The organism is Providencia xihuensis (assembly GCF_041953405.1).
Lineage (GTDB): Bacteria > Pseudomonadota > Gammaproteobacteria > Enterobacterales > Enterobacteriaceae > Providencia > Providencia vermicola.
The window spans coordinates 698,305-722,778 of the sequence record NZ_CP169565.1 but is presented as its reverse complement, the minus strand read 5'-3'; the positions used below and the strand labels follow the sequence as shown (position 1 = coordinate 722,778).

The following is a 24,474-nucleotide window of genomic DNA, read 5'->3' as shown; positions in this document are numbered from 1 at the left end:
TTACCCTATTGTCCTTGCCCCGGCGAGATCCAAACGGCAGATATGCACAAAGCCTTCATCATTCTGAATATAATGTTGTTGCAAATACGTGGCCATTTTTTCGGCGATGAGTTTGTCATCACAAATAGCAAATAATGTTGGCCCTGAGCCAGAGATCCCGCAAGCTAATGCACCAATTTCTTTAGCATTTTGACGAGCCTCAGCAAAGCCAGGTAGCAATTGTGTACGGTATGGCTCTGCGACAACATCTTGGATCATCGTCGCCGCCAATAATGGCTGGTGAGTATGACAAGCGTGAATAAAGCCCGAGAGATAACGCCCATGATTAACGATATCATGACGCGGATAGCTGTTTGGTAAGATAGCACGCGCTTCAGCTGTCGAGACTTTAATTCCTGGATACGCCATTACCCAATACCAATTTTCAAATGCTGGTACAGGTTGTGAAATAATACCATTTTGCTCAATAATCAGCTGTAATCCGCCAAGGAAACACGGTGCGACGTTATCGTAATGCACGCTACCTGAAATACGCCCTTCCAATTCTCCCATCATGCCAAGCAGCTGAGTGTCATCGAACGGCTTTTGCGCAAATTCATTCAGCGCCATCAGTGCAGCAACAACAGAACATGCGCTCGAACCTAAGCCAGAGCCAATTGGCATGTTTTTCTCCAGCGTCATTGCCACATTCAAGGTTTTCCCCAAACGCTCACAAAACAGCTGCCAACATTGGTAAACGATATTGTGCTCGTTTTTCTTTGGTAGCTTAGAAACAAATTTGCCTTTATTGGTTAACGAAAACGTCTCTGCCGCTTCGACAGTCACACAATCGCCTAATAATGAGCCGTCAGCGGGTGAAACCGCCGCTCCAAGGACATCAAACCCGACACTAACATTACCAATTGAAGCGGGTGCATAAACTTTAATCACTTATTAAACTCCCAATTTCCATGACAGAGTACGTAACATATCTGCAAATACACCCGCTGCTGTAACATCATTACCCGCACCATAACCTCTTAATACTAAAGGAATTGGTTGGTAATAGCGTGTATAGAAAGCCAATGCGTTTTCGCCATTTTTGACTTTAAAGAGCGGGTCATTACCATCCACTGCAACAATCTTAACTTGGCAGCGCCCTTCTTCTATCAATCCAACATAGCGTAACACTTTTTGTTCTGCTTCAGCGGCTTTTATGCGTTCAGCAAATTGAGCATCGAGTTGCGGTAAACGTGCCATAAACTCAGGAACTGGGCCTGAGCTGTCAAAATCAGCTGGGAGAACGGCTTCAATTTCAATATCTTGTAACTCTAATTTATAACCTGCTTCACGGGCTAAAATTAATAATTTACGCGCAACATCCATCCCTGATAAATCATCACGAGGATCTGGCTCAGTAAAGCCTTTTTCTTTCGCCAAGGTTGTTGCTTCAGATAATGACATCCCTTCATCTAACTTACCGAAAATAAAGGATAATGAACCTGATAAGATACCGCTAAAGTGCACCAGTTCATCACCTGCATTCAATAAATTTTGCAGGTTTTCGATAACAGGCAGACCCGCTCCCACATTTGTATCATATAAAAACTTACGCTTTGACGTTTCACTTGCGGTACGTAATTGGTGGTAATAATCCATGGATAACGTGTTTGCTTTCTTGTTCGGTGTCACCACGTTAAAACCATCTTTTAAGAAGTTCACATATTGTTCAGCAATTTCTTGGTTAGAGGTGCAATCGATGATCACTGGGTTTAAGAAATGATATTCACGTTCTAAACGGATCAAACGACTTAAACTAAACGGTTCTTTTGCTTGTGCTAATTCTGCTTTCCAATTATCCAGATCAATGCCCTGCATATTGGTCAACATTGCGCGCGAATTAGCAATACCGCACACACGCAGGTCGATGTGTTTTTGCTTCAACCATTGCTGTTGGCGATGAATTTGTTCAATCAATGCATTACCCACACCGCCGACACCAACGATGAATGCTTCAATCACTTGTTCTGCATTAAACAGCATTTGGTGACAGAGGCGAACCGCCGTTGTCGCTGACTCATTTGCAATCACAGCAGAAATAGAGCGCTCAGACGAACCTTGGGCGATTGCCACTATGTTGATATTACCGCGGGTCAATGCCGAGAAGAAACGCGCAGAGATGCCTTTTAATGTGCGCATACCATCACCAACAACGGAGATGATAGCCAGTTGCTCCATCACATCCAGCGGGTCTAATACGCCATCTTTAAGTTCTAGATAGAACTCTTCTTCAAGAGCTGTACGTGCACGCTGCAATTCTCCTTGAGGCACACAGAAGCTAATACTGTATTCAGACGACGATTGAGTGATTAGCACGACAGAGATCCCCTTACGAGACATCACTGAGAAAATACGTGCAGCCATCCCTACCATCCCTTTCATTCCAGGCCCTGAAACGTTGATCATCGCCATATTGTTCAGGTTAGTAATGCCTTTTACTGGTGTGCTATCATCTGTTTGACCGTCACCAATTAGGGTGCCTGGAGCGCTTAAGTTAGTGGTGTTTTTGATTAGGCAAGGGATTTGGAACTGGGCAATTGGGGCAATTGTTCGAGGATGAAGAACTTTAGCACCGAAATAAGAAAGCTCCATGGCTTCTTGATACGACATCCCTTTCAATAAACGGGCGTCAGGTACAAGACGTGGGTCACAGGTATAAACACCATCAACATCAGTCCAGATTTCACAACAATCTGCGCGCAGACAGGCAGCTAATACGGCTGCTGAGTAGTCAGAACCGTTACGCCCTAAAACGACTAACTCCCCTTTTTCATTACCTGCGGTGAACCCAGCCATTAACACAAAGTGGTCTTTGGGAATATTTAGATCAGCAATACGCTTTGTTGACTCATTAATATCAACTGTAGACTCGAGGTAGTGCCCCTTGGCTAATAAACTTTCGACAGGATTGATTACCGTGACGTTATGACCCCGAGCTTTTAAAACGGACTCCATAATGGCAATTGACAGTTTTTCACCACGACAAATAATTGATGCGTTAATGCTATCAGGACATTGGCCTAGAAGAGTAATACCATGCAGTACTTGTTTAATTTGCGCGAATTCTTGTTCAGTGAGTTTTTTCAACCTGTCATATTCAAAACCAGGCTGTTTTTCTTTCAATCCTTTTAACAAGCTAGCAAAAATCATTTCGGCATCATTCACATGCGTGATGACATCCTGACCTGCAACCGTTTTATCAATCATTGCAACGAGATGGTTTGTGATTTTTGCTGGTGCTGACAACACCAGAGCCACTTGCCCATCTGCTAATTTACTTTCAGCAATGTCAGCAACATTCAGTACTCGTTCATCATTCGCAACCGAAGTACCGCCAAATTTAAGCACACGCATGGTATTTCTCTCCTGAATTAACACCAAAAAAAAGCCCGCATCTGGTAGGGATGCGGGCTTTTTCATTTTTATTTTTTGGATGCGTCAGCCCGCCCCGTTTCCTGTGGTTACGGTGGTGGTGGTAATAATAATAGTCAGGCTGATATTACGCATAAATTCTGTCTGTCTCATTTGATTCATTAGGTTTCTCCCTATACGGTTAAAGCAATTGCTATAAATTGTCAAATTTATTTGTAAAAACATATGGCTAAAATTGCTTTTTTTGATTAAAAACTATCTACAAAAAGAGCTAAACCTTGAATAAAAACAGAGTGAATACAAAAAATGCAGTTTTTAACACCATAAAATATTAAATTTTAAGTTTAATATCTTTTTGAAAATTTTAATTCAAATCAGGTCATTAAATAACCAAAAATAACAAGTATTCTGGCTTTACTGTGAGCGATGTACATCTCTAAAAACAAAAAATTCATTGTTATTTTGATTTTTTCTTCTCAAGTAAAATCACCTATCCAAAACTAAGTTTTTTTACTTAGTATTATGATTTTATTGGTATCTACCCAACAACAACACTGAGTAATATGTTTCTTAATTGTAAAAAAAACCAATTAATTAAAATAAAATAGAGAACTTTCCAAACTAAACACCACAAAACCCCAAGATGGATGTTTTTATTTTATCTTCCCGCTATCACTGATTCTCCAAAGAGGCTTTCTGGCAACACAAATAACCCTCTAGAATTCGAACTAGGTCACAAATTGAGCATTAATAGTCATGGTATATTTAGCTGGCTAAAAACTTATTGCTTTAATATCAATCCCAAACAGGAATCCCTCTCATTAGCTCCTGCAATTTTAAGCTCCTATCTGATATCTAAACCACAAGTTAATTTATATAATTATCTACCTAACAATTTTTGTTAACGTGCTACAATTGATTTTGATATGTATCAACAAAAGTTAGTTTTTTAGGTGGTAAATGCAGTATTAGCTGTTATATTGCTGTTAACAGCCCAATATTGGGAGAGTGCTTATATTTTGATTCACTTTTAGAGTCAATTGCTAGAAACGGCAATATAAAGTCACTGTTGAATTTCAAAACAAATTTATACTCATAAACGTGTTTTCCCAGAGAACAATATTAATAACCACCTAACTGGAAACGGCTTGTGAGTTCAGTATTTTTATTTTAATACTTAGGTAGCAACTATGCAGACCCCACACATTTTGATTGTTGAAGATGAGATTGTCACACGCAATACGCTGAAAAGTATCTTTGAAGCGGAAGGCTATGTGGTCCATGAGGCAACTGATGGCGAAGAGATGAACAATATCCTCTCTGAGCATGACATCAATTTAGTCATCATGGATATTAACTTACCAGGTAAAAACGGTTTATTATTGGCACGTGAGTTGCGTGAGCAAGAAAGCATCGCTTTAATGTTCCTAACAGGCCGTGATAACGAAGTCGATAAAATCCTTGGCCTCGAAATTGGCGCTGATGATTATATCACCAAACCATTTAACCCACGTGAACTGACCATTCGTGCGCGTAATTTATTATCTCGTACCATGAATTTAGCAGGTGGCACTGAAGAACGCCGTCTTGTTGAAAGTTATAAATTCAATGGTTGGGAATTGGACATTAACAGCCGTTCATTAGTCAGCCCAGCAGGTGAACACTACAAATTACCACGTAGTGAGTTCCGTGCGATGCTGCATTTCTGTGAGAATCCGGGCAAAATTCAAACCCGTGCTGATTTACTGAAGAAAATGACTGGTCGTGAATTAAAACCACACGACAGAACGGTTGACGTAACTATCCGTCGTATCCGTAAACACTTTGAATCGACACCAGACACGCCAGAAATCATCGCGACTATTCACGGTGAAGGCTATCGTTTCTGTGGTGATTTAGACGAATAATTAGCTCTCTATTTTTCGATGTAAAAAAGCACCTGAAAAGGTGCTTTTTTGTGTTTATCACTCGCTCAGCATCACCAAGGCATAATCGGCACAGCACTTAAGGCATTTTTCGGGGAACCGTCGATCATTTTATCTGAGTAAGTTAAATAAATTAGTGCATTCCGTTTTGGATCATAAAAACGCACCACTTGCAGCTTCTTGAAAACTAACGACGTTCTTTTCTGGAAAACAACCTGACCTTTTGTTGGCTTGCGTTTTACACGGTCGCTCAGCTCAATAGGGCCAACTTGTTGGCAGGAAATTGCTGCATCTGAAGTATCTTCCGCTAACCCCAACCCGCCCTTGATCCCACCCGTTTTTGAACGACTCAAATAGCATGTGACATTTTCAACATCAGGGTCATCAAAGGCTTCAACAACAATTTTATGGTCTGGCCCAAAAATTTTAAACACAGTATCCACTGAACCAACTTCTTCAGCGAGCGCTGAACCAGACGCCACCGCTAATAATGACGCAAATACAACCTTTTTTAATGTGGAAAAACGCATACTGGGTTTCCTATTCAATTTAAACCAATAAAACACCGTTACAGAGTTAATTATTCACTTTTCTAACTAATTCTCAAATACAACTCATTTACTATAAACGAAAAAGATAACTTGATATAGAATAGCAATTCATTGATAGATTATATCTGTTCGATAAGTCGCATTGGCTGGGGATATACATGGATCAAACTAATATTATTCGCGACTTGCTTCGCTGGATAGATGATAACCTCGATAAACCGCTTTCGCTGGATAATGTCGCCGCAAAAGCAGGCTACTCTAAGTGGCACTTGCAACGTATGTTTAAAGAGGTCACTGACCAAGCGATTGGCGCTTATATTCGAGCCAGAAGGCTTTCTCGTGCGGCTGTAGCACTACGTTTAACCAGCCGACCAATTTTAGATATTGCTCTGCAATATCGCTTTGACTCGCAACAAACATTTACGCGCGCCTTTAAAAAGCAGTTTAACCTAACGCCCGCTTTTTATCGCCGCAGTGAAGAATGGTGCGCCGCGGGTATTTGCCCGCCAATTATTTTAGATAACCACGTCAATATTGATCATGAGTTTATGCAAATGCCTGAGCTGTCACTGGTTGGCTTAGAACAAAGCTGTTCATATGCTCTCGAAGAATGGTCAACTGCGTGTTCGAAAATGCGCCAATCGTTCTGGCACTACTATTTGGATAACACTACAACTATTGCCTCTGAGGTTTTTGGCTTGCATCATGCGATCCATAATCCCGAAAAAGAGGATGAGCAGACGGTGTTTTATACCACGGCTGTAAAACCAGAAGATGCGAGTTTCAATACGGATCAATACTCGAATATCACCCTACCGAGTGGAAATTACGTCAAATTTTCATTTAGTGGTGTGCCAACTCGTGATGCACTACAAGAGTTTCTGTATCAAATCTACGGTGTTTATTTACCAAAACTTAATTTAACCCGTCGACCAGGTTATGATATCGAACACTATCGATTAAAAAACATAGAGCTACATAACATAAAACCTGACAGTGATGACCCCAAAACGCACATCGATACGTTTGACTATTATGTCCCTATCAAAACGGATGTTGCTGCAGCAGCTTAAACAAAAGGCGTTTCACCGTTGAAACGCCTTTTTTCTATCACTATCCCTGCTGTTCATCCAACGCGGGTTGCGTAAGATGAGTAACTTCCCCTGCCGTTTCAACAATCCAACCACTCGCTAACCAAGGGCTGTTTTGGTAATCCACGCGAGATAACGAGCAATTACGTAAACGTAAACGACGCTCTGAGTATGCAGGAACCCCCATGATACGGCTAATTAATGAACTCAATGCAATACCGTGACTCACTAATAATGGACGACTACCTTCGGGTAAATCTAAGCAGCTATTCAACGCGGCAAACATACGAGTGTAGAGTTCCTCCATGGATTCACCATTCGGGATACGTCCACCACGAGTGCCATCAATCAAACTTTTGCGCCATTGTTCTTCTTCTGCCGTCAATGATTCAATCGCTCTTTGCTCTAACACGCCCATATTTAGTTCACGTAGACGCGGTTCTGTGATAATTTCACATCCGCATACACTTGCAATGATTTGTGCAGTTTCTAGTGTGCGCCCCATATCACTAGTGATAATATGGGTAATGCCTTCTGATTTTATCCTTTCAGCCACCTGCTTTGCTTGCAATCGTCCTGTGGCTGTCAGAGGGCTATCAGATTGTCCCTGGATGCGACGAGCCAAATTCCATTCAGTTTCGCCATGGCGAACAAGATAAACCTGTAACATAGATGTGTTCCGTTATTACTTTTCGAAGTATGTGTTCAAAGGAAAATAATGAATGTACCAAGTTATAGCTGCAACGACTAACCCTGCCAAAATTAAAGCGATCAATCTAGCTTTCGATGCTGTATTTGGGCCTGGCAGTTATCAAATTGAAGATATTAATGTCGATAGCAGTGTTCCACAGCAACCTATCGGTAATAATGAAACCCGTACAGGTGCTAGACAACGCGTGATGGCTTCAAGACAAGTTCGCCCTGAAGCCGACTTTTGGGTCGGTATTGAAGCGGGTATTGATGATGACATGACTTTCGCTTGGATTGTCATTGAACACAAACAAATTCGCGGTGAGTCTCGCTCTGCAAGTATTATGATCCCAGAAAAAATTCTGGCAGGTATTCGCGAAGGTCGCGAACTTGGCGATGAAATGGCCTTTTTGACGGGTATCGATAATATCAAACAACAAGGTGGTGCCATCGGTTTTTTCACTGACGGTGTATTAACCCGCACCAGTGTTTACCAACAAGCCTTGATACTGGCTTTGGTTCCCATTAAGCATGAAATTTATAAAGAGCTAAACCAAGTCGAAGACTAATTATACTCAAAATAATTAAAATTGCATGTAGGCAAAAGCACCACTTTTATACACACTAAAGTATGGGAAACCATACTTTTTTTTGCCTATCAATTCAAAATATGAAGAGTATTAATATTCTAAATAATTCTTACTGTGACTAGGGCTAGCAAGCGCAGCCAACACCCCTACAATTTGAAGTATGACGAATATCAAAGGAGTTGCTGCTCCAACCACACCTTCACAGGAATAGGCGCTGATTTTAAGCTATTTGACCCACGTGTAATTGTTGCGATCCCAACACCGAGCTCATTTTTCAATTCTCGTTGGCTCATTTCACCGCGCATCAATTCTTGCACGATTTTTACTCGGGTTGCTAACGCCGTTCGTTCATCAGGGGTGAGTAATAATTGCAGAACTGGCAATTGAATATCTTGTTCAAATGCCAATTGAAGTAAATTCACAAAGCGCAGCCAGTCAGCGTTCTCATCGGCCGTTAGCGCCGGATCATTGTGTTGATTTGCTGTCATCGTTTATCCATCCATACTATTTAACTAGTACAAATGATAACACACTCTGATTAGAAATCATCAACCAACCAAACAAAAAAAAAGCGAATTTCATTTAGTTACTGCATTAATACGCTAAATAATTTGAGTTGTGGCTAGGCTAACATATGAAGCCAACCCCCTATCATTCGAAATATGACAAGTCTTAATACTCAAAATAGTTCGGATTGTAGGTAGGCGGCAAAATGTGTTAGGCCCTAGGAGCATACAAAGGTATGTGACTAGGCTAACACATGAAGCCAACCCCTATCATTCGAAATATGACAAGTCTTAATACTCAAAATAGTTCGGATTGTAGGTAGGCGGCAAAATGCGTTAGACCCTAGGAGCATACAAAAGTATGTGACTAGGGCTAACACATGAAGCCAACACCCCTACAATTCGAAATATGAAGAGTATTTTTAGTATTTCATATTCCATTCGTTAGGCATAAGAACCTTACTATTCTTTTGCCCCATAAAATGGCGATAAAATAAATCATACGACAGCACATTTTTCACGTACCCGCGAGTTTCCGAGAATGGAATACTCTCAACAAATGCCACGGCATCGATGCGACCACCGCTGTTTCCTAGCCAACGTGTCACTCGTGATGGGCCTGCGTTATAGGCTGCACTGGCTAAGATACGGTTGTTACCAAATTGCTGATACACATCTTCCAGATAAGCCGTCCCCAGCTCGATGTTCATCGTTGGGTTAGTTAGCTGGCTAGTATTCACATAATCAATGCCTTGCTTCTGTGCCGTATGTTTTGCGGTTGCTGGCATTAACTGCATCAAACCTGTCGCACCAACAGGCGAACGTGCTTGCGGGTTCCAAGCACTTTCTTGGCGGGCGATCGCCATCGCATAACTTTTTTGTATGTCTTTTGATTTGGTATACAGATTAAATTCTTTATCCCACGCCAATGGGAAGCGCTCTTCAAGGTGATCCCACAGTTTTGCCGTGATCGTCGCTTGCACGCTGAGATCCGCCCATTTATTATCGAACGCATAGCGGGCCAACTGTTCTTGTTGATTAGCTGGGCGGGATGCCACCAAGCTTGCCCATTCTGAGCGCGCTAAATTATCCATTTCCCAATACATTAGCTCTCGCACACGTTGGACTTCAGGGAGCTGGCTGATGCTCGCATCAGGCTTCACCGCGCTTTTGACTAACACAGGGTAATCAATCTCTAACACTTGTGCGGCAACCATCGGGTAGAAACCACGTTTTTCAGTTAGCTGGCGAAGCAGCGTTTCGCCTTCCGCTTTTTTCCCTGCATCAATTAGCGTAATCGCCTGCCAATATTGCCATTCTTCTTTGTTTTTCACTTCCGCTGGAAGCTGCCTTAACCATGAAGCGACACCCATTTTATCCCCTTGCCCTAACGCAAGACGAACACGGCGCTCTTTTAACGAAGCTGAATTCGTTTCCTGAATAGTTTCATCACGCCACTGCGCTTGTTCAGGAGTCACATCTCCCATGTACTGCCATGCAATGCTGTCTTTTAGCTGCTGGCTTTCAGCCATATTCATTTTTTGCGCAGAGCTTACGCGGCTTAATACGGAGCGAGCAGCATCTGGCGATTGGCGAGCATAACGGTTAAATGCCGCAATGGTTGCTTGGCGAGTAAAATCCGTTGGGGTGACAGTGTTTGCAAACGAAACCACCGAAGCTGGCTCATTTTGCAATTTAATCAACGCATCACCAATGGTTTTATAACTCGGCGGTAGACGTTTTGCTAAATAACTGGCAATCGACGGGTTCCCTTCTTTAATCGCCAGATTAATACGCTCCAGCACCATTTCAGCACTTAAATAGCCTGCTTTTTCCCATTCGTTAAATAGTTTATCGCAGGCAGCGGGCATTGAATGGCCATTTAACCACGCTTTTTCAGCGCCTTGCCAAGCCACTTGTTTGTTCCCAACCGCCCAGTTAGCAAAATAGAAATTACATTGTGCTTCGGCAGGTTTTGGTGCCTCAGGACTAAATTCAAGCAATGATTTCCACTCTTGGCGACGGGCAAGTTCATTGACAAAACGCGTTTTTAAATTCTTAGCAACAGGTAGCGTTGGATAGGCATTAATAAACTCTTGAACTTGACGAGGTGAAACAATATCAAGATCTTGCGTCAACTCACGGTAAGCCAAATAGGGATAAAGAGGATAATCATGCAACGTCGGCAATAAGCGCTCCACTTCATCCATTTTATTTGCATCCCAAGCGGTTTTAATCGCTTGATACCGCTCCCGCTGTGACTGTAGGGAATCTGCCCATACGGTGCTAGAAACCAGCATCATTGTTACTGGAACTGCCGCTAACCAACGTTTCATATCCTCTCGCTCCATCGCTAAACTAAAGTCAAAATACAGGAGAAACCTTAACCTATATATACCCCAAATAATTCGAGTTGCAGGTAGGCGACAAGCGAAGATAGGCGAGGAGCATAGATAAACTATGTGACTCTGCTAACTGAGCGCTGTCACTTATACCTCAACGAAAAGCGCTGCAACTTGTAGGATTACGGGTATATTAAACATATATCAATACTGTGAATGCTACCGAAAGTTTTTATTTAGTAACAGAGGAGAGTTCTTGAATTTATCGACTTTACAGTCTTTTACGTATCAGTCAGCCCATAAATGATTTAAAGTCTTTGCTCCTCGGAAATAACGGTTTAATTGCGGGGCGTTCTTCCAAAGAAGCTTGCCAAAGTTCACATTGAGCCTGCATTTCTACCCACATCTTTGCACTGGTTCCTAATGCCATTTCCAAGCGGATCGCCATATCTGCTGAAACGCCACTGCTACCATTAAGAATACGCGACAATGTTGCACCAGTGACACCCAGCCCTTTCGCAGCGTCTGTCACTGAAATTCCCTCTAAATACTCACGCAGCACAATACCAGGGTGTACAGGGTTATGCATTTTATTCATGATTTTCACCTTAATGATAATCTTGATAATCAACGAGGATGGCATCTTCACCCTCAAATTTAAACGTTAATCGCCAATTTCCATTGACGGATATTGACCAATGACTTTGCAAATCAGCATCTTTTAACTGATGTAGTTTCCAACTAGATGCAGACATATCTTGTGGCCTTTTGGTCGTATTTAACGCAGTAAGCGGTATCCATAATTTTGTAATATGTTTCGCTGGAATACCTGAGGTAATTACCATCCTAAAAAACGCTCTATTCCTTTGTGCATAAAACTTTTTATCACAATTCACTCCCTGTATAGCGTATCGACTCACTATGCAGTCAGAGTTAAAAAAGTAAATGTTTAAAAATAAAACACCGCTGTTATCTGCCTATCTCTCATCAGATAACGGGGAGGGATGGATGATCCTCTGATGTTCAGGTATAGTTCAGGACAAACAATTTATCGCGGTTTTTCTCTGTCTTTTAGGGCATTTTCCCCTGACGTACAGAAAACAGCATAAAATTAAAATTCCCTTTATAAAACAAAAGGTAAATAACTTGGCTCAATTCGTTTATAGTATGTATCGGGTTGGAAAAATTGTTCCACCGAAACGTCATATTTTAAAAAATATCTCTCTGAGCTTCTTCCCGGGGGCTAAGATCGGTGTTTTAGGTCTCAACGGTGCAGGTAAATCAACATTACTGCGCATCATGGCGGGTATTGATACCGATATCGAAGGTGAAGCACGTCCGCAACCTGGTTTAAAAATCGGCTACCTGCCACAAGAACCAAAACTGAACCTTGAGCACACTGTGCGTGAAGCGGTGGAAGAGGCTGTTGGCGAAGTTAAACGTGCATTAACGCGTTTAGACGAAGTTTATGCCGCCTACGCTGAAGAAGGTGCTGATTTTGATAAACTGGCCAAAGAACAAGGCGAGTTAGAAGCGATTATTTCAGCACAAGATGGCCACAATTTAGATAACCAACTGGAGCGTGCTGCTGATGCGCTGCGCCTGCCAGCTTGGGATGCAAAAATCGAAAACCTCTCCGGGGGGGAACGCCGCCGTGTTGCAATTTGCCGCCTACTGCTGGAAAAACCAGACATGCTGCTGCTCGATGAGCCAACCAACCACTTGGATGCCGAATCCGTTGCGTGGTTAGAGCGCTTCTTACATGACTACGAAGGCACCGTTGTCGCCATCACGCATGACCGCTATTTCTTAGATAACGTTGCAGGCTGGATCCTCGAACTTGACCGTGGTGAAGGTATTCCATGGGAAGGTAACTACTCCTCTTGGCTTGAGCAAAAAGATGAACGTTTGGCGCAAGAAGCATCAACTGAAGCCGCTCGCCGTAAGTCTATCGAGAAAGAACTTGAGTGGATCCGCCAAAATCCAAAAGGCCGTCAATCGAAAGGTAAGGCACGCCTTGCTCGCTTTGAAGAACTTAATAACGTTGAATATCAAAAACGTAATGAAACAAGCGAGCTCTTTATTCCACCTGGACCACGTTTAGGTGACAAAGTGATCGAAGTTGAAAACCTAAGCAAATCTTATGGCGACCGCGTATTAATCGATAACCTGAATTTCTCCATTCCTAAAGGAGCCATTGTTGGGATCATCGGTCCAAACGGTGCGGGTAAATCCACGCTGTTCCGTATGATTTCAGGCCAAGAGCAACCAGACTCAGGCACGGTCACCTTGGGTGAGACGGTAAAAATCGCGTCTGTTGACCAATTCCGTGACTCAATGGATGACAGCAAAACCGTGTGGGAAGAAATTTCCAACGGACAAGACATCATGCGCATCGGCAATTTCGAGATCCCAAGCCGTGCTTACGTTGGCCGATTTAACTTTAAGGGCGTTGACCAAGGTAAACGTGTTGGCGAATTATCCGGTGGTGAACGCGGTCGTTTACACTTAGCAAAACTGCTGCAAGTGGGCGGCAACGTGCTGTTACTCGATGAACCAACCAACGACCTCGACGTAGAAACCTTACGTGCATTAGAAAATGCGCTGTTAGAGTTCCCAGGTTGTGCGATGGTTATTTCCCATGACCGTTGGTTCCTTGACCGTATCGCTACGCATATCATTGATTATCAAGATGAAGGTAATATTACGTTCTTCGAAGGTAACTTCTCTGAGTATGAAGATTACAAGAAGCGGACGTTAGGTGCAGAAGCATTGCAGCCGCACAGGATGAAGTATAAACGTATGACCAAATAAATCCCTGCCATAATTTCGGATTATAGCGGTGTTGGCTGCGCTCGTGAGCCCTAGTCACATACTAATGTATGCTCCTAGGGACTCACTCCCTTGCCGCCTACCTATAATCCAAATTATTTAAGGGATAGATGGAGTAATAGAGTGTTAGTAAAATAAAATTAGCACCTAATGATGCCGTTTTTATTGGATAATTTTATAAGTCATCTAGCATCAATAACTGCTGAACGAGGGTGACACACTCCAAGAAGCGTGTATCGTAATCTGAGGATTCCACCCGCACAAATTCAATATTATTTTTCTTAAGCATTTCAATCAGTAGGTTTTGAAAAGCTTTTCGGTCTTTATCACTGCCCAAGCTTCTTAAACCATCTGCCACCCAAGGGGTGTTATTCTCTAAAACTATTACCAAATCGAATCGGTATTCGTCTATCAATGCCTGAACAAATGGGTGCTCTTTACCTTCATAGCGTAAACAAAAGGCTTGAGTCGTGACGAAGTCGGTATCAATAAATGCGACTTTATTGGCATATTTCACTGCGAAATCAATGTACTGTGCATGCCCCAATGCAATTTTGTCGTAGTCCGAATATTGCAATGCCATCTCATCACCACCTAAGTGGCTAAACACATAGTCACGACCATATTCCCATGCACTGGAGGTATTGAAAATATTAGCTAACTTATTGACTAACGTCGATTTTCCACTGGATTCACCACCAAGAATAGCGACTTTACGAACAAAGAAGGGTTTAACTTCCGTTGGGATATATTCCCAATAACGAAAAGGTGCTTGGCGAATTTGGTTGCCGCTGATATTCATAAAAGTACGTTCAGGGTCAATTAAAATAGTTTCGACACCTAAGTGTTTCTTGTACCGCAGAGTATCATTGGCTTCCCCAGAATAAATATATCTCGGGTTAATATTGTGCTTTTTCAAAAAGCCTTTCATTCCATCGCTCCACACTTCCCAACCGTGTGGATAAGGCTCAATACCTTGCTCATCAAACGAATGAATATGAATATTTTTTTGATATTTAAAGGTTTGTAGCAACCAACGCAATCTGTCGCTCACCGTGGGTTGTTGGGACATGGAGCTATTGACGAACAGCTCTTTATCACGAGGTTCATCATGGCACAAAATAATGTGCAATTCATCCACTTGGCTACACGCCCGCTGAATAAGATAGATATGCCCCGTATGTAGCGGGTAAAATTTACCAAAAACCACACCAATCGTTTTTTGCTGATTGGGGAATTCCAATCCAAGAAAGCGATGAAGCGCAGCGATTTTTTGGGCGCTTGGGCTCTTAATTTTGTCGTTAATCAACTGGCTGAGATAGCCTTTGGTCATATCTGTCGCATCCGCAACCTGTTGAAGCGTATAGCCCGCTCTTTTGATCGCGTTTTTTAGATAGTCAAATTCAGCCATGGTTTTTCCTTTTTGCTCTAAGCGTTATAGCTCATCCAAAATACTTAATGCATCCGCTAATTTCTTCACCCCATACACTTTCATATCTGGTGGTGATTTTTTCGGCATATTGGCATGGGGAACAATAGCGCGTTTAAAACCGTGTTTTGCCGCCTCTGAAATACGCTCTTGCCCACTTGGTACTGGGCGAATTTCACCCGCCAACCCGACTTCGCCAAAAACAACAAGGTCGCGCGGTAATGGCCTGTCACGGAAGCTGGATACAAGAGACAATAGCAAAGCGAGATCAGCACTGGTTTCAGTCACTTTTACGCCCCCTACTACATTCACAAACACGTCTTGATCCGACATTTGCAAGCCACCGTGACGGTGCAGCACCGCCAATAAAATGGCTAAACGGTTTTGCTCTAAGCCAACAGCTACACGACGTGGGTTCGACATCATTGAGTGATCGACCAGCGCTTGGATTTCCACCAGCAGTGGGCGTGTCCCTTCCCACACCACCATCACGGAACTCCCAGACGTAATTTCATCGCCGCGACTTAAGAAAATCGCGGAGGGATTGCTCACTTCTTTGAGGCCTTGCTCTGTCATCGCAAACACCCCTAATTCGTTCACTGCCCCAAAACGGTTTTTATGGCTACGCAAGGTACGGAAACGGTTATCGGCATCACCATCTAACATAATCGAGCAGTCAATACAGTGTTCAAGCACTTTAGGCCCTGCCAGTGAGCCGTCTTTGGTCACGTGACCTACCATAATGATGGCGACACCGCGGGTTTTGGCAAACCGCGTTAAATAGGCAGCAGTTTCACGGACTTGCGCAACACTGCCCGGTGACGATTGGATATCCGCCATATGCATCACCTGGATGGAGTCAATCACCATTAATTTAGGCTGTTCTTGCTCTGCGGTTAAACAAATTTGTTCGATGCTGGTCTCAGAGAGCATATTGAGCGAGTCTGTCGGCAAACCTAATCGGTGTGCGCGCATCGCCACCTGTTGCAATGACTCTTCCCCCGTAACATACAGGGTTTTCATTTCACGAGATAACAAACACATGGTTTGCAGCAACAAGGTACTTTTACCCGCCCCTGGATTTCCGCCGATCAAAATGGCACTTCCTGGCACAACTCCACCGCCCAATACACGGTCAAACTCTTTAAAACCTGTCGTAAAGCGAGGCAATTCTTCAAGGCTGATATCAGAGAGTTTCTGAACTTTACTCACCCCAGCCGCATTCCCCGCATACCCCGTTAACCGGTCATTACGTGAAGCCGAGTTTGTTGAGGCAAGACGCACTTCCGTAATCGTATTCCATGCATGGCAAGCACTGCATTGCCCCTGCCAACGCGGGTAATCCGCCCCGCATTCATTACAGACAAACGCCCTTTTTACCCCTTTCGCCACACCAAACTCCTCGTTAAAATTATGCTGTTTTACAACCGACGAACCACAATGTTCTAATGTTCTTGAGTCTTGAAATCTCGAAAATTAAATTAGCTTAATATTCAAAATGGATTGTGTTGTAGCAAGGCGGCAAGTGAAACTAAGCCCTAGGAGCATACACAAGTATGTGACCCAAGTAGCCGAGTGCAGCCAACACCGCCACAGCAAACTCTTCTTATAAACTAAATTAATTTAAAACTAATATTCAAAATAGTTCGTGTTGTGGCAAGGCGGCAAAGGAGGATGTATTGGGGAGCATACACCAGTATGTGACCCAAGCAGCCGAGTGCAGCCAACACCGCCACAGCACGAAATATGAAGAATATTAGCGTTCCTCGTGCTTCAGGCCCCCACTGAGTACACACAACACCCCCATGAGATCCGCATGACGAATCGCCACTTTTGCTCTCGCATACACCTTTGGTTTCGCATGATATGCTATTCCCAGACCTGCCTTACGGATCATTTTTAGGTCATTGGCACCATCGCCGATCGCCACGGTTTGCTCTATTGGGATCTCGAGTTTTTCCGCCAGTTTTACTAGGGTTTGCGCTTTATATTTTGCATCAACAATCGGCCCTTTAACTTTCCCTGTTAGCTTACCATTTTTCACTTCAAGCTGGTTCGCTACAGCCGCCACTAATTTGAGTTTTTGTTTTAGGTTGTCGGCGAAAAACGTAAAACCGCCTGAGGCAATTGCAATATGCCAGTTCATCGCTTGTAGCTTACGAACAAGGTTCGTTAACCCCGGCATTAATGGCAGTGTTTCTAAGACTTTATCTAAGATAGCTGCATCTGCGCCTTCCAATAATGCGACACGGGCACGTAGGCTTTCGGTAAAATCCAGCTCCCCTTGCATTGCTCGCTCAGTGACTTCAGCCACTTGCTCACCCACCCCTGCTAAGCGGGCGATTTCATCAATGCATTCGATTTGAATTGCGGTGGAGTCCATATCCATCAACAAAATCCCCGGCGAACGTAAGCGCGGGATTTGCCCTAATGGCACCACGTCTAGTTGACATTCATCAGCGAGCTTTTTAATTCTTGGCGTGATGCTGCCTGCAATCCTTACAACTTGGTAGTCATCAATGCGCCATGAAGACACAATCACAATCGCAATTCCCAGACGTTGTTGGAAATTACTGATCCTCGCTTTATCTAAACCGCGACCATAGAGCAACCACCCACTGTCACCAGCACGATAATCAAGGGGCATCACTTCTTCCCCACTTAAAGAAAGGGGCAGACCAGGCCATTTTTGGATTTCGTCGGGTAGGTAACAATAGGTCAAACTCGTTGACATGAAAATGCGCTCCTGTAATCGAAATAACTTTTTTATAATGATGTGTTGCGAGTAGCCGAACGAAGCCACTATACTAAACTTTAAGGCTTTATAACCTTACGTTTTTACTGCGAAAACGAAATATAAACCCCTATTACTTGAGTATAAGGCTATCTTTATACTCAAAATAAGTCGAGAGCACCAATAAAGCAATGAAACGCACCTTCAGGCTACATAAAACTGTCATTATCGTTATCTGCGTTGCGCTGGTAACTTTACTGATGCACGGCATTTCCTATTTAGGTTATAGCCAAAATCAAAGCCGAATCGAGCAATTTAAACAATTGACTTATGTTCTTGCTGAACAGGTTGCTTTCAGCTTATCTGATTATATTGTTCCTGGCAGCAAAGATTTTAATTTGGAACGAATTAATGCCAATTTAAATAATGTGGCAAAAGACCGCTATATTTTAGATGCGAGTATCTACACCGCGAGTGGGACATTGGTCACTCAAGTTGGAGAACCAACAACAGTCAAAGAACGCCTTGCCATTGACAATAATTCTTCGCTGCAAAACTTTCAATATCAACTTGTTGTCCCTATTCAAGGCGCGAAAGAACCGAAAGGCTACTTACGCCTGACAATTGATACCGAATTGCTAGCAGCGGAAATTCAGCAAGCAGATAACAGCACCAACGTATTACGCATTTTTATTTTATTCGCGCTGTGCATAGGTTTTGTTTTGGCCAATACCTTACTGAAATTGAAGAAAAAGAAAGGCCACAAACAGCCACCACCGTTAGTGGTAAATACTGAAGAAAATAACGAAGAAAATGAAGTAGATAACCAAAGCGATGAGCCGGCTATCCGCGCAAAATCTGTCCGATTGCGGCGCAAAAAAGAGCCTCGTCCTTATCGGCCAAAACGGCCTGCCTCAAAGCGCAAGCCGTCACAATCGGAAAAATAACGCTTAAATTGAAGTTGTATCAAATACAATCGGAGCAATAAATTCCACACGTCCATCAACTAATAAAGTTTCTGGCGGTACTGGAAAAGGTGCCGCGCGTGAAATTGTTGCAATGGCTTCTTTATCTAAAATTTTTGTGCCTGACGAATTAAACAAACTCGCGGTGACAACTTCCCCTTTGCTATCCAGCACCACTTTCACTTGGGAAACCCCTGTTGAGCGAAAACGCAGCGCTGCACGTGGGTAACGCTTTGTTTTTGCAATACGTTGATGAACTTCGCTTTGCCACCCTTGGTGACCACTCACTGCCATCGAGGCATTGCTAGAAAAGTTTGCACTGCTGCTGGATTCACTTCCTGACGCGGGTGCGGATGTCACTGCAGACTCTTGGGTCGTCACAGGGGCATCTTCAAACACTTTTTTCTCTTGAGGAATTTTTTTCTTTGGTGGGCGTTTTCTCTCCGTCACTTTCGTTAACGTACCATTATCCACCAGTGCAGTTTCAGGCAATTTCTCCGCTTTTTCCACCACTTCTGGCAAGGTTTCCTCGCGAGTCACCACTTGCTGTTTAGGCGCATGGTTCACCTCAGGCTCCGCTTGCTGCTCTAGCTGGTAAACCCCGAGTTGCAAAGAAATTGCGGGTGGCAATACGCCTGTTTTGGGGATGGAAGACGTAAACCATCCAATAAAAATAATTGCTAGTGTTCCATGGAAAAGACAACTCAACGCCAAACCGCCCAGTGGACGGAAAATCGGGCGTTCTAACTTGCCCGTTATACTGCTCATATTCTGCCTCACGACTTTATTTTTTGCAGATTATAGGCATAATACAAACAAAAATGATATTCATTATTATTATTAAAAATACAATAATTAAAATAAGATATTGATTCATAATAAAAAGTAATCTGAGCGGATTATTCATCAGCGCATTTAGGGCTCCCATCCTGTTATTTGCGCACTTTGATAACATTGACACCAGTAAAATGACCATCGATAAATCCCTTGCCCGCAAAATTAGCGGTGCGTATCAGTCAACTTATAGCCAACTTGTACGGTTTTTCCGCAATCGGCTAGACAACAGCAACGATGCTGATGATTTATCACAGGATGTGTTTACACTATGGCTTAATCGCAAGGAACAAACACCAGTAAAAGAGAGCCGCGCTTACCTGTTTAAAATTGCAAATCATGTGCTGATTGATCATTGGCGGCGTAACCTGCGCCAAACCAAATCAGAAACCGCCATTGATGAGATCGCGCATGAACACAGTTTAGAGCAACGCGAAGCTGATCCCAGTGAAATACTGGAACATCAGCAACGCATTCAACGGTTAAGTGAAGCCCTTGAAACTTTGCCTCCTCGTCGGCGAGAAGCATTCTTGCTATATCGTTTTGATGGGTTATCGCAAAGTGAAATCGCTGAGCGAATGGAAATTTCAATCAGTATGGTGGAGAAACACATTGCGGCGGCGTTAGTTCATTGTAAAAAACACCTTGATAATCAGGGCAATAAATAGTCATGACACACGAGCCTTTGCACGAATCAGAGGATACAGACCGCATTGATGAAGAGGCTGCACTTTGGTTTACCCGAATGCACAGCCAACGCATCAGTGAACAGGAAACCGCGCAATTTAAACAATGGCTTGCGGCGTCCTCTGAACATGCAAAAGCCTATGACGCAATGGCGTCAGTATGGCGTGATTTTGATGCAATGCCTCGCCCTGCCAGTGCTAAAAAAGAGGCAAGTGAAAAACGCCCTTTTTTTCGCCTCTGGCGGCCGCTGGGTAATACATTAGCCGCATTTTTTATCGCTGCTATTTTATTTTTACCTTACAGCCATTTACCCTCCATGTTATTGAATAACATGACATTAGTGACGATGGATACTCCAAAAGAAGTCACATTACCCGATGGTTCTCAATTATTTCTCAACCGCCATACCCGTGTCCGTGTTGCCTATGAAACGCCTGTGCGTAACCTGTACCTTGATGAAGGCAATGCGTATTTCAAAGTAAAATCAAACCCTTACCGCCCCTTTGTTATTCAATCTGACCAACGGCGTATTCAGGTTGTTGGTACCGAGTTTGAAGTAAATAAGGCCGCACAACAGGTTTCGGTGAATGTTAGCCAAGGCATTGTGAGCTTCCAAAGCGAACAAAACTCCCACCCTGTTTTTTTGCTCGCTGGCGATAGCGCGGTCAGTGCCAGCCCGAGTAGCAAAATTACCCGACAACACGTGGATGCGCAGGATGTCGCGCGCTGGCGCTTTGGCGAATTGGTTTTTGTGGATAAACCCCTTGCTGAAGTACTCGCTGAACTCAAAAACTATTCTGCTGTTAATGTTGAGCTTTCACCTGCCACTTTAGCAAACAGTAAAATCTCAGGGCGTATCAATATCCGTCAGCCAGATCTGTTTTTTCAAGCCCTTCCGTCACTATTACCTGTCCAAGTTGTCTATCAAGATAAAAATAACATTTTGATTATCAACAATAAAAAAAATAAATGAAAAATATTTTCATTTACAGGTGAGGATAATTCTCATTTCACCCTCTTCTTAAGTAGTTCGTTTTTTTACTGACTATTTTCCGCACACTTTTTGTGCAGCTTAAGAATAAGGGATATCCATGTCTATTCAGTTTACTCAAGGCCGGTTAAAGCCGCTTGCCCTTGCTGTGGCAGTTGGTAGCGCAATAGTTTGCCAATCCGCAGCTGCACAAGAGCTGGCATTCTCACTACCCGAACAATCGCTCGCAACCTCCGTTGCAGAAATTAGCCGCCAAGGCCAAATCCAACTATTGTACGATAAAAGCCAATTAAATGGCTTGCGTGCACCTGCATTGTCTGGCAATTACTCAGCACAAACCGCATTACAAAAAATACTTATCGGTAGCGGGTTAGAACTTGTCAGTGAAAATGGCGTTTTCGTGATCCGCCAGCAAAATTTAAACCAAGGCACATTGGTTTTACCTGAAACCCAAGTCTCGGGTGTGGTTCAGAATCACCCTGCAACCGATGTGATGTCAGCACCGCAATATGTTACCGCCGAAGAAATCAGCCAAAAAAATACAGGTGATGGCAACATTACTGACCTGATGAAAACCAACCCTGCGGTGCAATTTGCCAACAACGACAGCAACTCCATGAACCAAGGGGAAATCAAACCTTCCCGCGTGTCGATCCACGGTTCAAGTAGCTACCAAAATGCCTATCGCCTTGATGGTGTGAGTTTTAATAATGACTTTGACCCTGCTGATAACGGTTTAGGGGAAACGTCAACCCGCTTAAGCAGCAGCGACCAAGGGATTTACATCGATAGCCGTCTCATTGACAGTATGACGGTGTACGATAACAACATTCCTGTCGAATTTGGTGGTTTTACGGGGGGGACCGTTGAGGTGAATAGCCGTCGCTGGCAAGGGGAAAATAGCGCCCATGCCTATTACCGCTTAACCCGTTCAGGTTGGAATAATTTGTTCCACGATTCATCACAAAGCATCGATACCACTAAAAATGATACCGCCAACCCTGCGCGTTTCCAAAACCGCTACGATAAAAATGACTTTGGTGGCTGGTTTGAATTAGGAGTGAGTGAAAATTCAGGGATTGTCTTCTCTGCCTCACGCCGCAGTTCGACCATTCCGATGACAGTCACGGGGGGTGAAGCCTTTGTGCTGGAGAATAACCAAGTTGAGCCAATCACCACTGATTCGGGTAAAAAAAATCAGCGCCGTACTTCGGATAACTACTTTTTAAAATATTCATTGGATTTATCCGATAAGAGCTCATTAGATTTATCCGCTAATTACGCCAACTATGATAGCCGCCTTTTTTCGTCTTCAATCAGTAACTCAGGCTATGATTCAACGCACAATGGCTTAGGTTTTACCGCCATATTCAAGCATCAGCTAGATTTAGGGCAGCTAGAAGTCACGGCGAATACCCAAGATTTAAAAGATGATCGAAAAAATGACCAGAAATATTCCCTAACGATCAGAGCATTCGACGACAATTGGAATATGATTGAACGCAATAGCGGAGGTCTTGGCGACTTAGAATCTAAACAGAAAACTCATGGACTAAAAACCGTGATGCGTTTTAATTCCCAAGAGGATGCACTTGGATTAACACACCAACCCACACTCGGCGCTGAGGTAAATTACACCAAAGGAACCTACGTTCGTGATCAAGACTATTTCCGTTACACCTACACTGGCGACATCATTGATAATGACTTATACGATGGTTACTTAAGTAATGTCACTCGGTTTAAAAAAGGCTCATATTCTGCGGATTATACCAATTACGCCATCTTCCTTGATGATAGCATTCAATATGGCAAATTAAATTTGCGTCCAGGGGTGCGTTTGGATCGCGATGATTTTGTCAATCGTACCAATATCGCCCCTCGTTTAAGTGGAACTTATGATGTCTTCGGTGATGGCTCAACTCAATTGATAGCAGGGGCTAACCGTTATTATGGACGTTCAATGCTCACTTATGCGTTATACGGTGCACAAAATGACGGGATGCAAAATTGCTTGGGCTATGGCAAAGATTTCGCATGTTCGCTTAACCCTGACAATAACGATTGGGATAATAAAAAAGATTACGAAGGCATCGATTCACTAAAAACTCCATATAACGATGAGCTCACCTTAGCACTGCAACAAGAGATCCTTTCGACTACATGGCGCTTGCAATACGTACACCGTGAAGGGTATGACGAAGTCAGAACTCGCACCAAATATGACACACGCGATGCCGACAAACGCAGTATTCGCATGTATGACAATGGGGGGCGTAGTTCACATGATACAGTCACTTTATCCGTGAAAAATAGTCAACCATGGGAATGGGCTGATGCCTCTCATGTTATGAATGCGTCTTTTACATGGCAACAAACAGAAAGTAATACACCAAAAGATTCAGGCTATAACTCTTTCGATCCCGCCAATAAAGTGAACCTGAATAAAGTCTGGTATGACGGTAAAGTTATAGATGCCTCAAAACTGCCTTCAACCAGCTTTAACTCACCTATCAAGTTAAACCTCGAACTCACCAGTGTCTGGGATGAATACGATGTTACTTGGTATAACCGTCTTCAATGGTGGGGAGCTCGCAGCCAAGCCGTTCGTTATGACAACTCTTATTATAGCGACCCTGAAGTGGGCCAACTACGCAAATACACCAAGCAAAACTTTGCCAGCAAATACACATGGGATACCCGCCTCGGCTGGAAACCCGACTTTGCCCATGGCTTCGGTTTCTCGGTTGAAGTGAACAACATATTGAATAATAAAAATATTGCGGACCGCTTTATGTTCGAAGACCGCGTGCTGAAGTCCTATGACCCGGGCCGTCAGTTCTGGTTACAAGTGAATTACGACCTGTAATCCACCAGCAATGTGAGCAATTAAAAC

21 protein-coding genes and 1 other annotated feature are annotated in these 24,474 nt (G+C 43.3%); of the genes, 8 read left to right on the top strand and 13 right to left on the bottom strand.

The annotated features are described in order from the left end of the window. The 3 genes from thrB to thrL form a co-directional block, all read right to left on the bottom strand. Entirely contained in the window at positions 1-930 is a 930-nt protein-coding gene (gene thrB, locus ACE2AL_RS03105; RefSeq protein ID WP_206084512.1) for a homoserine kinase, read from the bottom strand. Positions 931-933: 3 nt separating this feature from the next. Continuing rightward, positions 934-3,393 (bottom strand): bifunctional aspartate kinase/homoserine dehydrogenase I, encoded by a 2,460-nt coding sequence (gene thrA / locus ACE2AL_RS03100; protein WP_206084787.1) that lies wholly within the window; start codon positions 3,391-3,393, stop codon positions 934-936. Between the two features lie 24 nt (positions 3,394-3,417). Further along, positions 3,418-3,539: a sequence feature (Thr leader region), on the bottom strand. Continuing rightward, the gene (gene thrL / locus ACE2AL_RS03095) at positions 3,478-3,546 is read right to left on the bottom strand and encodes a thr operon leader peptide (protein ID WP_071548816.1); all 69 of its coding nucleotides are present in this window, start codon (positions 3,544-3,546) and stop codon (positions 3,478-3,480) included. It overlaps the preceding feature by 62 nt. Before the next feature lie 1,055 nt (positions 3,547-4,601). On the opposite strand from thrL, the gene arcA reads away from it, so the two are divergent. Next, positions 4,602-5,318 carry a two-component system response regulator ArcA gene (gene arcA, locus ACE2AL_RS03090; RefSeq protein ID WP_206084510.1) on the top strand — a complete coding sequence of 239 codons (717 nt, stop codon included), beginning with the start codon at positions 4,602-4,604 and terminating at the stop codon, positions 5,316-5,318. Positions 5,319-5,389: 71 nt separating this feature from the next. Here arcA and creA read toward each other — a convergent pair whose 3' ends face one another. Further along, the gene (gene creA, locus ACE2AL_RS03085) at positions 5,390-5,866 is read right to left on the bottom strand and encodes a protein CreA (protein WP_206084509.1); all 477 of its coding nucleotides are present in this window, start codon (positions 5,864-5,866) and stop codon (positions 5,390-5,392) included. A gap of 179 nt (positions 5,867-6,045) precedes the next feature. Between creA and robA the strand changes: the two genes are divergently transcribed. After that, positions 6,046-6,960: an MDR efflux pump AcrAB transcriptional activator RobA gene (gene robA / locus ACE2AL_RS03080; RefSeq protein ID WP_206084508.1), complete on the top strand. Its 915-nt coding sequence runs from the start codon at positions 6,046-6,048 to the stop codon at positions 6,958-6,960. A 40-nt stretch (positions 6,961-7,000) separates the two neighbouring features. Here the strand turns inward: robA and gpmB are convergent, their stop codons facing one another. Next, the gene (gene gpmB, locus ACE2AL_RS03075; RefSeq protein ID WP_206084507.1) at positions 7,001-7,648 is read right to left on the bottom strand and encodes a 2,3-diphosphoglycerate-dependent phosphoglycerate mutase GpmB; all 648 of its coding nucleotides are present in this window, start codon (positions 7,646-7,648) and stop codon (positions 7,001-7,003) included. A gap of 52 nt (positions 7,649-7,700) precedes the next feature. On the opposite strand from gpmB, the gene yjjX reads away from it, so the two are divergent. Continuing rightward, positions 7,701-8,237 (top strand): inosine/xanthosine triphosphatase, encoded by a 537-nt coding sequence (yjjX, locus tag ACE2AL_RS03070; RefSeq protein ID WP_047756997.1) that lies wholly within the window; start codon positions 7,701-7,703, stop codon positions 8,235-8,237. A 191-nt stretch (positions 8,238-8,428) separates the two neighbouring features. Here yjjX and trpR read toward each other — a convergent pair whose 3' ends face one another. The 4 genes from trpR to ACE2AL_RS03050 all read right to left on the bottom strand — a co-directional run bounded on the left by trpR (position 8,429) and on the right by ACE2AL_RS03050 (position 11,951). Continuing rightward, positions 8,429-8,746 (bottom strand): trp operon repressor, encoded by a 318-nt coding sequence (trpR, locus tag ACE2AL_RS03065; protein ID WP_272574286.1) that lies wholly within the window; start codon positions 8,744-8,746, stop codon positions 8,429-8,431. A 440-nt stretch (positions 8,747-9,186) separates the two neighbouring features. Further along, entirely contained in the window at positions 9,187-11,100 is a 1,914-nt protein-coding gene (gene sltY / locus ACE2AL_RS03060; protein WP_272574287.1) for a murein transglycosylase, read from the bottom strand. Positions 11,101-11,398: 298 nt separating this feature from the next. Next, positions 11,399-11,704: a HigA family addiction module antitoxin gene (locus tag ACE2AL_RS03055; protein WP_375083967.1), complete on the bottom strand. Its 306-nt coding sequence runs from the start codon at positions 11,702-11,704 to the stop codon at positions 11,399-11,401. Positions 11,705-11,714: 10 nt separating this feature from the next. Next, complete coding sequence (locus tag ACE2AL_RS03050) at positions 11,715-11,951, bottom strand: type II toxin-antitoxin system RelE/ParE family toxin (protein ID WP_375083966.1); 237 nt, start codon at positions 11,949-11,951, stop codon at positions 11,715-11,717. Between the two features lie 301 nt (positions 11,952-12,252). Here ACE2AL_RS03050 and ettA point away from each other — a divergent pair, with 301 nt between their 5' ends. After that, entirely contained in the window at positions 12,253-13,920 is a 1,668-nt protein-coding gene (ettA, locus tag ACE2AL_RS03045) for an energy-dependent translational throttle protein EttA (RefSeq protein WP_225820234.1), read from the top strand. Between the two features lie 193 nt (positions 13,921-14,113). Here ettA and nadR read toward each other — a convergent pair whose 3' ends face one another. The 3 genes from nadR to serB form a co-directional block, all read right to left on the bottom strand. Further along, entirely contained in the window at positions 14,114-15,349 is a 1,236-nt protein-coding gene (nadR, locus tag ACE2AL_RS03040; protein ID WP_206084502.1) for a multifunctional transcriptional regulator/nicotinamide-nucleotide adenylyltransferase/ribosylnicotinamide kinase NadR, read from the bottom strand. A 24-nt stretch (positions 15,350-15,373) separates the two neighbouring features. Beyond that, positions 15,374-16,759: a DNA repair protein RadA gene (gene radA / locus ACE2AL_RS03035; RefSeq protein WP_047756332.1), complete on the bottom strand. Its 1,386-nt coding sequence runs from the start codon at positions 16,757-16,759 to the stop codon at positions 15,374-15,376. A 364-nt stretch (positions 16,760-17,123) separates the two neighbouring features. Continuing rightward, positions 17,124-18,101 carry a phosphoserine phosphatase gene (gene serB / locus ACE2AL_RS03030; protein ID WP_206084501.1) on the bottom strand — a complete coding sequence of 326 codons (978 nt, stop codon included), beginning with the start codon at positions 18,099-18,101 and terminating at the stop codon, positions 17,124-17,126. Positions 18,102-18,292: 191 nt separating this feature from the next. Between serB and ACE2AL_RS03025 the strand changes: the two genes are divergently transcribed. Further along, positions 18,293-19,048: an AhpA/YtjB family protein gene (locus ACE2AL_RS03025; protein ID WP_375083965.1), complete on the top strand. Its 756-nt coding sequence runs from the start codon at positions 18,293-18,295 to the stop codon at positions 19,046-19,048. Positions 19,049-19,051: 3 nt separating this feature from the next. On the opposite strand, the gene ACE2AL_RS03020 is transcribed toward ACE2AL_RS03025, so the two are convergent. Next, entirely contained in the window at positions 19,052-19,834 is a 783-nt protein-coding gene (locus ACE2AL_RS03020) for an energy transducer TonB (protein WP_206084499.1), read from the bottom strand. 200 nt (positions 19,835-20,034) lie between these two features. On the opposite strand from ACE2AL_RS03020, the gene ACE2AL_RS03015 reads away from it, so the two are divergent. The 3 genes from ACE2AL_RS03015 to ACE2AL_RS03005 all read left to right on the top strand — a co-directional run bounded on the left by ACE2AL_RS03015 (position 20,035) and on the right by ACE2AL_RS03005 (position 24,447). Continuing rightward, entirely contained in the window at positions 20,035-20,568 is a 534-nt protein-coding gene (locus ACE2AL_RS03015) for an RNA polymerase sigma factor (protein ID WP_272538963.1), read from the top strand. Positions 20,569-20,570: 2 nt separating this feature from the next. Next, on the top strand, positions 20,571-21,560 hold the full coding sequence (locus tag ACE2AL_RS03010) for a FecR domain-containing protein (protein WP_272682011.1): 990 nt from the start codon (positions 20,571-20,573) through the stop codon (positions 21,558-21,560). A gap of 118 nt (positions 21,561-21,678) precedes the next feature. Then, positions 21,679-24,447 (top strand): secretin and TonB N-terminal domain-containing protein, encoded by a 2,769-nt coding sequence (locus ACE2AL_RS03005; protein WP_375083964.1) that lies wholly within the window; start codon positions 21,679-21,681, stop codon positions 24,445-24,447. Positions 24,448-24,474: the final 27 nt, after the last annotated feature.

Coding starts and splice junctions, on each gene's coding strand:
- thrA (WP_206084787.1), bottom strand. CDS start 3,393: ATGCGTGTGCTTAAATTTGGCGGTACTTCGGTTGCGAATGATGAACGA.
- arcA (WP_206084510.1), top strand. CDS start 4,602: ATGCAGACCCCACACATTTTGATTGTTGAAGATGAGATTGTCACACGC.
- creA (WP_206084509.1), bottom strand. CDS start 5,866: ATGCGTTTTTCCACATTAAAAAAGGTTGTATTTGCGTCATTATTAGCG.
- robA (WP_206084508.1), top strand. CDS start 6,046: ATGGATCAAACTAATATTATTCGCGACTTGCTTCGCTGGATAGATGAT.
- gpmB (WP_206084507.1), bottom strand. CDS start 7,648: ATGTTACAGGTTTATCTTGTTCGCCATGGCGAAACTGAATGGAATTTG.
- yjjX (WP_047756997.1), top strand. CDS start 7,701: ATGTACCAAGTTATAGCTGCAACGACTAACCCTGCCAAAATTAAAGCG.
- trpR (WP_272574286.1), bottom strand. CDS start 8,746: ATGACAGCAAATCAACACAATGATCCGGCGCTAACGGCCGATGAGAAC.
- sltY (WP_272574287.1), bottom strand. CDS start 11,100: ATGAAACGTTGGTTAGCGGCAGTTCCAGTAACAATGATGCTGGTTTCT.
- ACE2AL_RS03055 (WP_375083967.1), bottom strand. CDS start 11,704: ATGAATAAAATGCATAACCCTGTACACCCTGGTATTGTGCTGCGTGAG.
- ACE2AL_RS03050 (WP_375083966.1), bottom strand. CDS start 11,951: ATGGTAATTACCTCAGGTATTCCAGCGAAACATATTACAAAATTATGG.
- nadR (WP_206084502.1), bottom strand. CDS start 15,349: ATGGCTGAATTTGACTATCTAAAAAACGCGATCAAAAGAGCGGGCTAT.
- serB (WP_206084501.1), bottom strand. CDS start 18,101: ATGTCAACGAGTTTGACCTATTGTTACCTACCCGACGAAATCCAAAAA.
- ACE2AL_RS03025 (WP_375083965.1), top strand. CDS start 18,293: ATGAAACGCACCTTCAGGCTACATAAAACTGTCATTATCGTTATCTGC.
- ACE2AL_RS03020 (WP_206084499.1), bottom strand. CDS start 19,834: ATGAGCAGTATAACGGGCAAGTTAGAACGCCCGATTTTCCGTCCACTG.
- ACE2AL_RS03015 (WP_272538963.1), top strand. CDS start 20,035: ATGACCATCGATAAATCCCTTGCCCGCAAAATTAGCGGTGCGTATCAG.
- ACE2AL_RS03010 (WP_272682011.1), top strand. CDS start 20,571: ATGACACACGAGCCTTTGCACGAATCAGAGGATACAGACCGCATTGAT.
- ACE2AL_RS03005 (WP_375083964.1), top strand. CDS start 21,679: ATGTCTATTCAGTTTACTCAAGGCCGGTTAAAGCCGCTTGCCCTTGCT.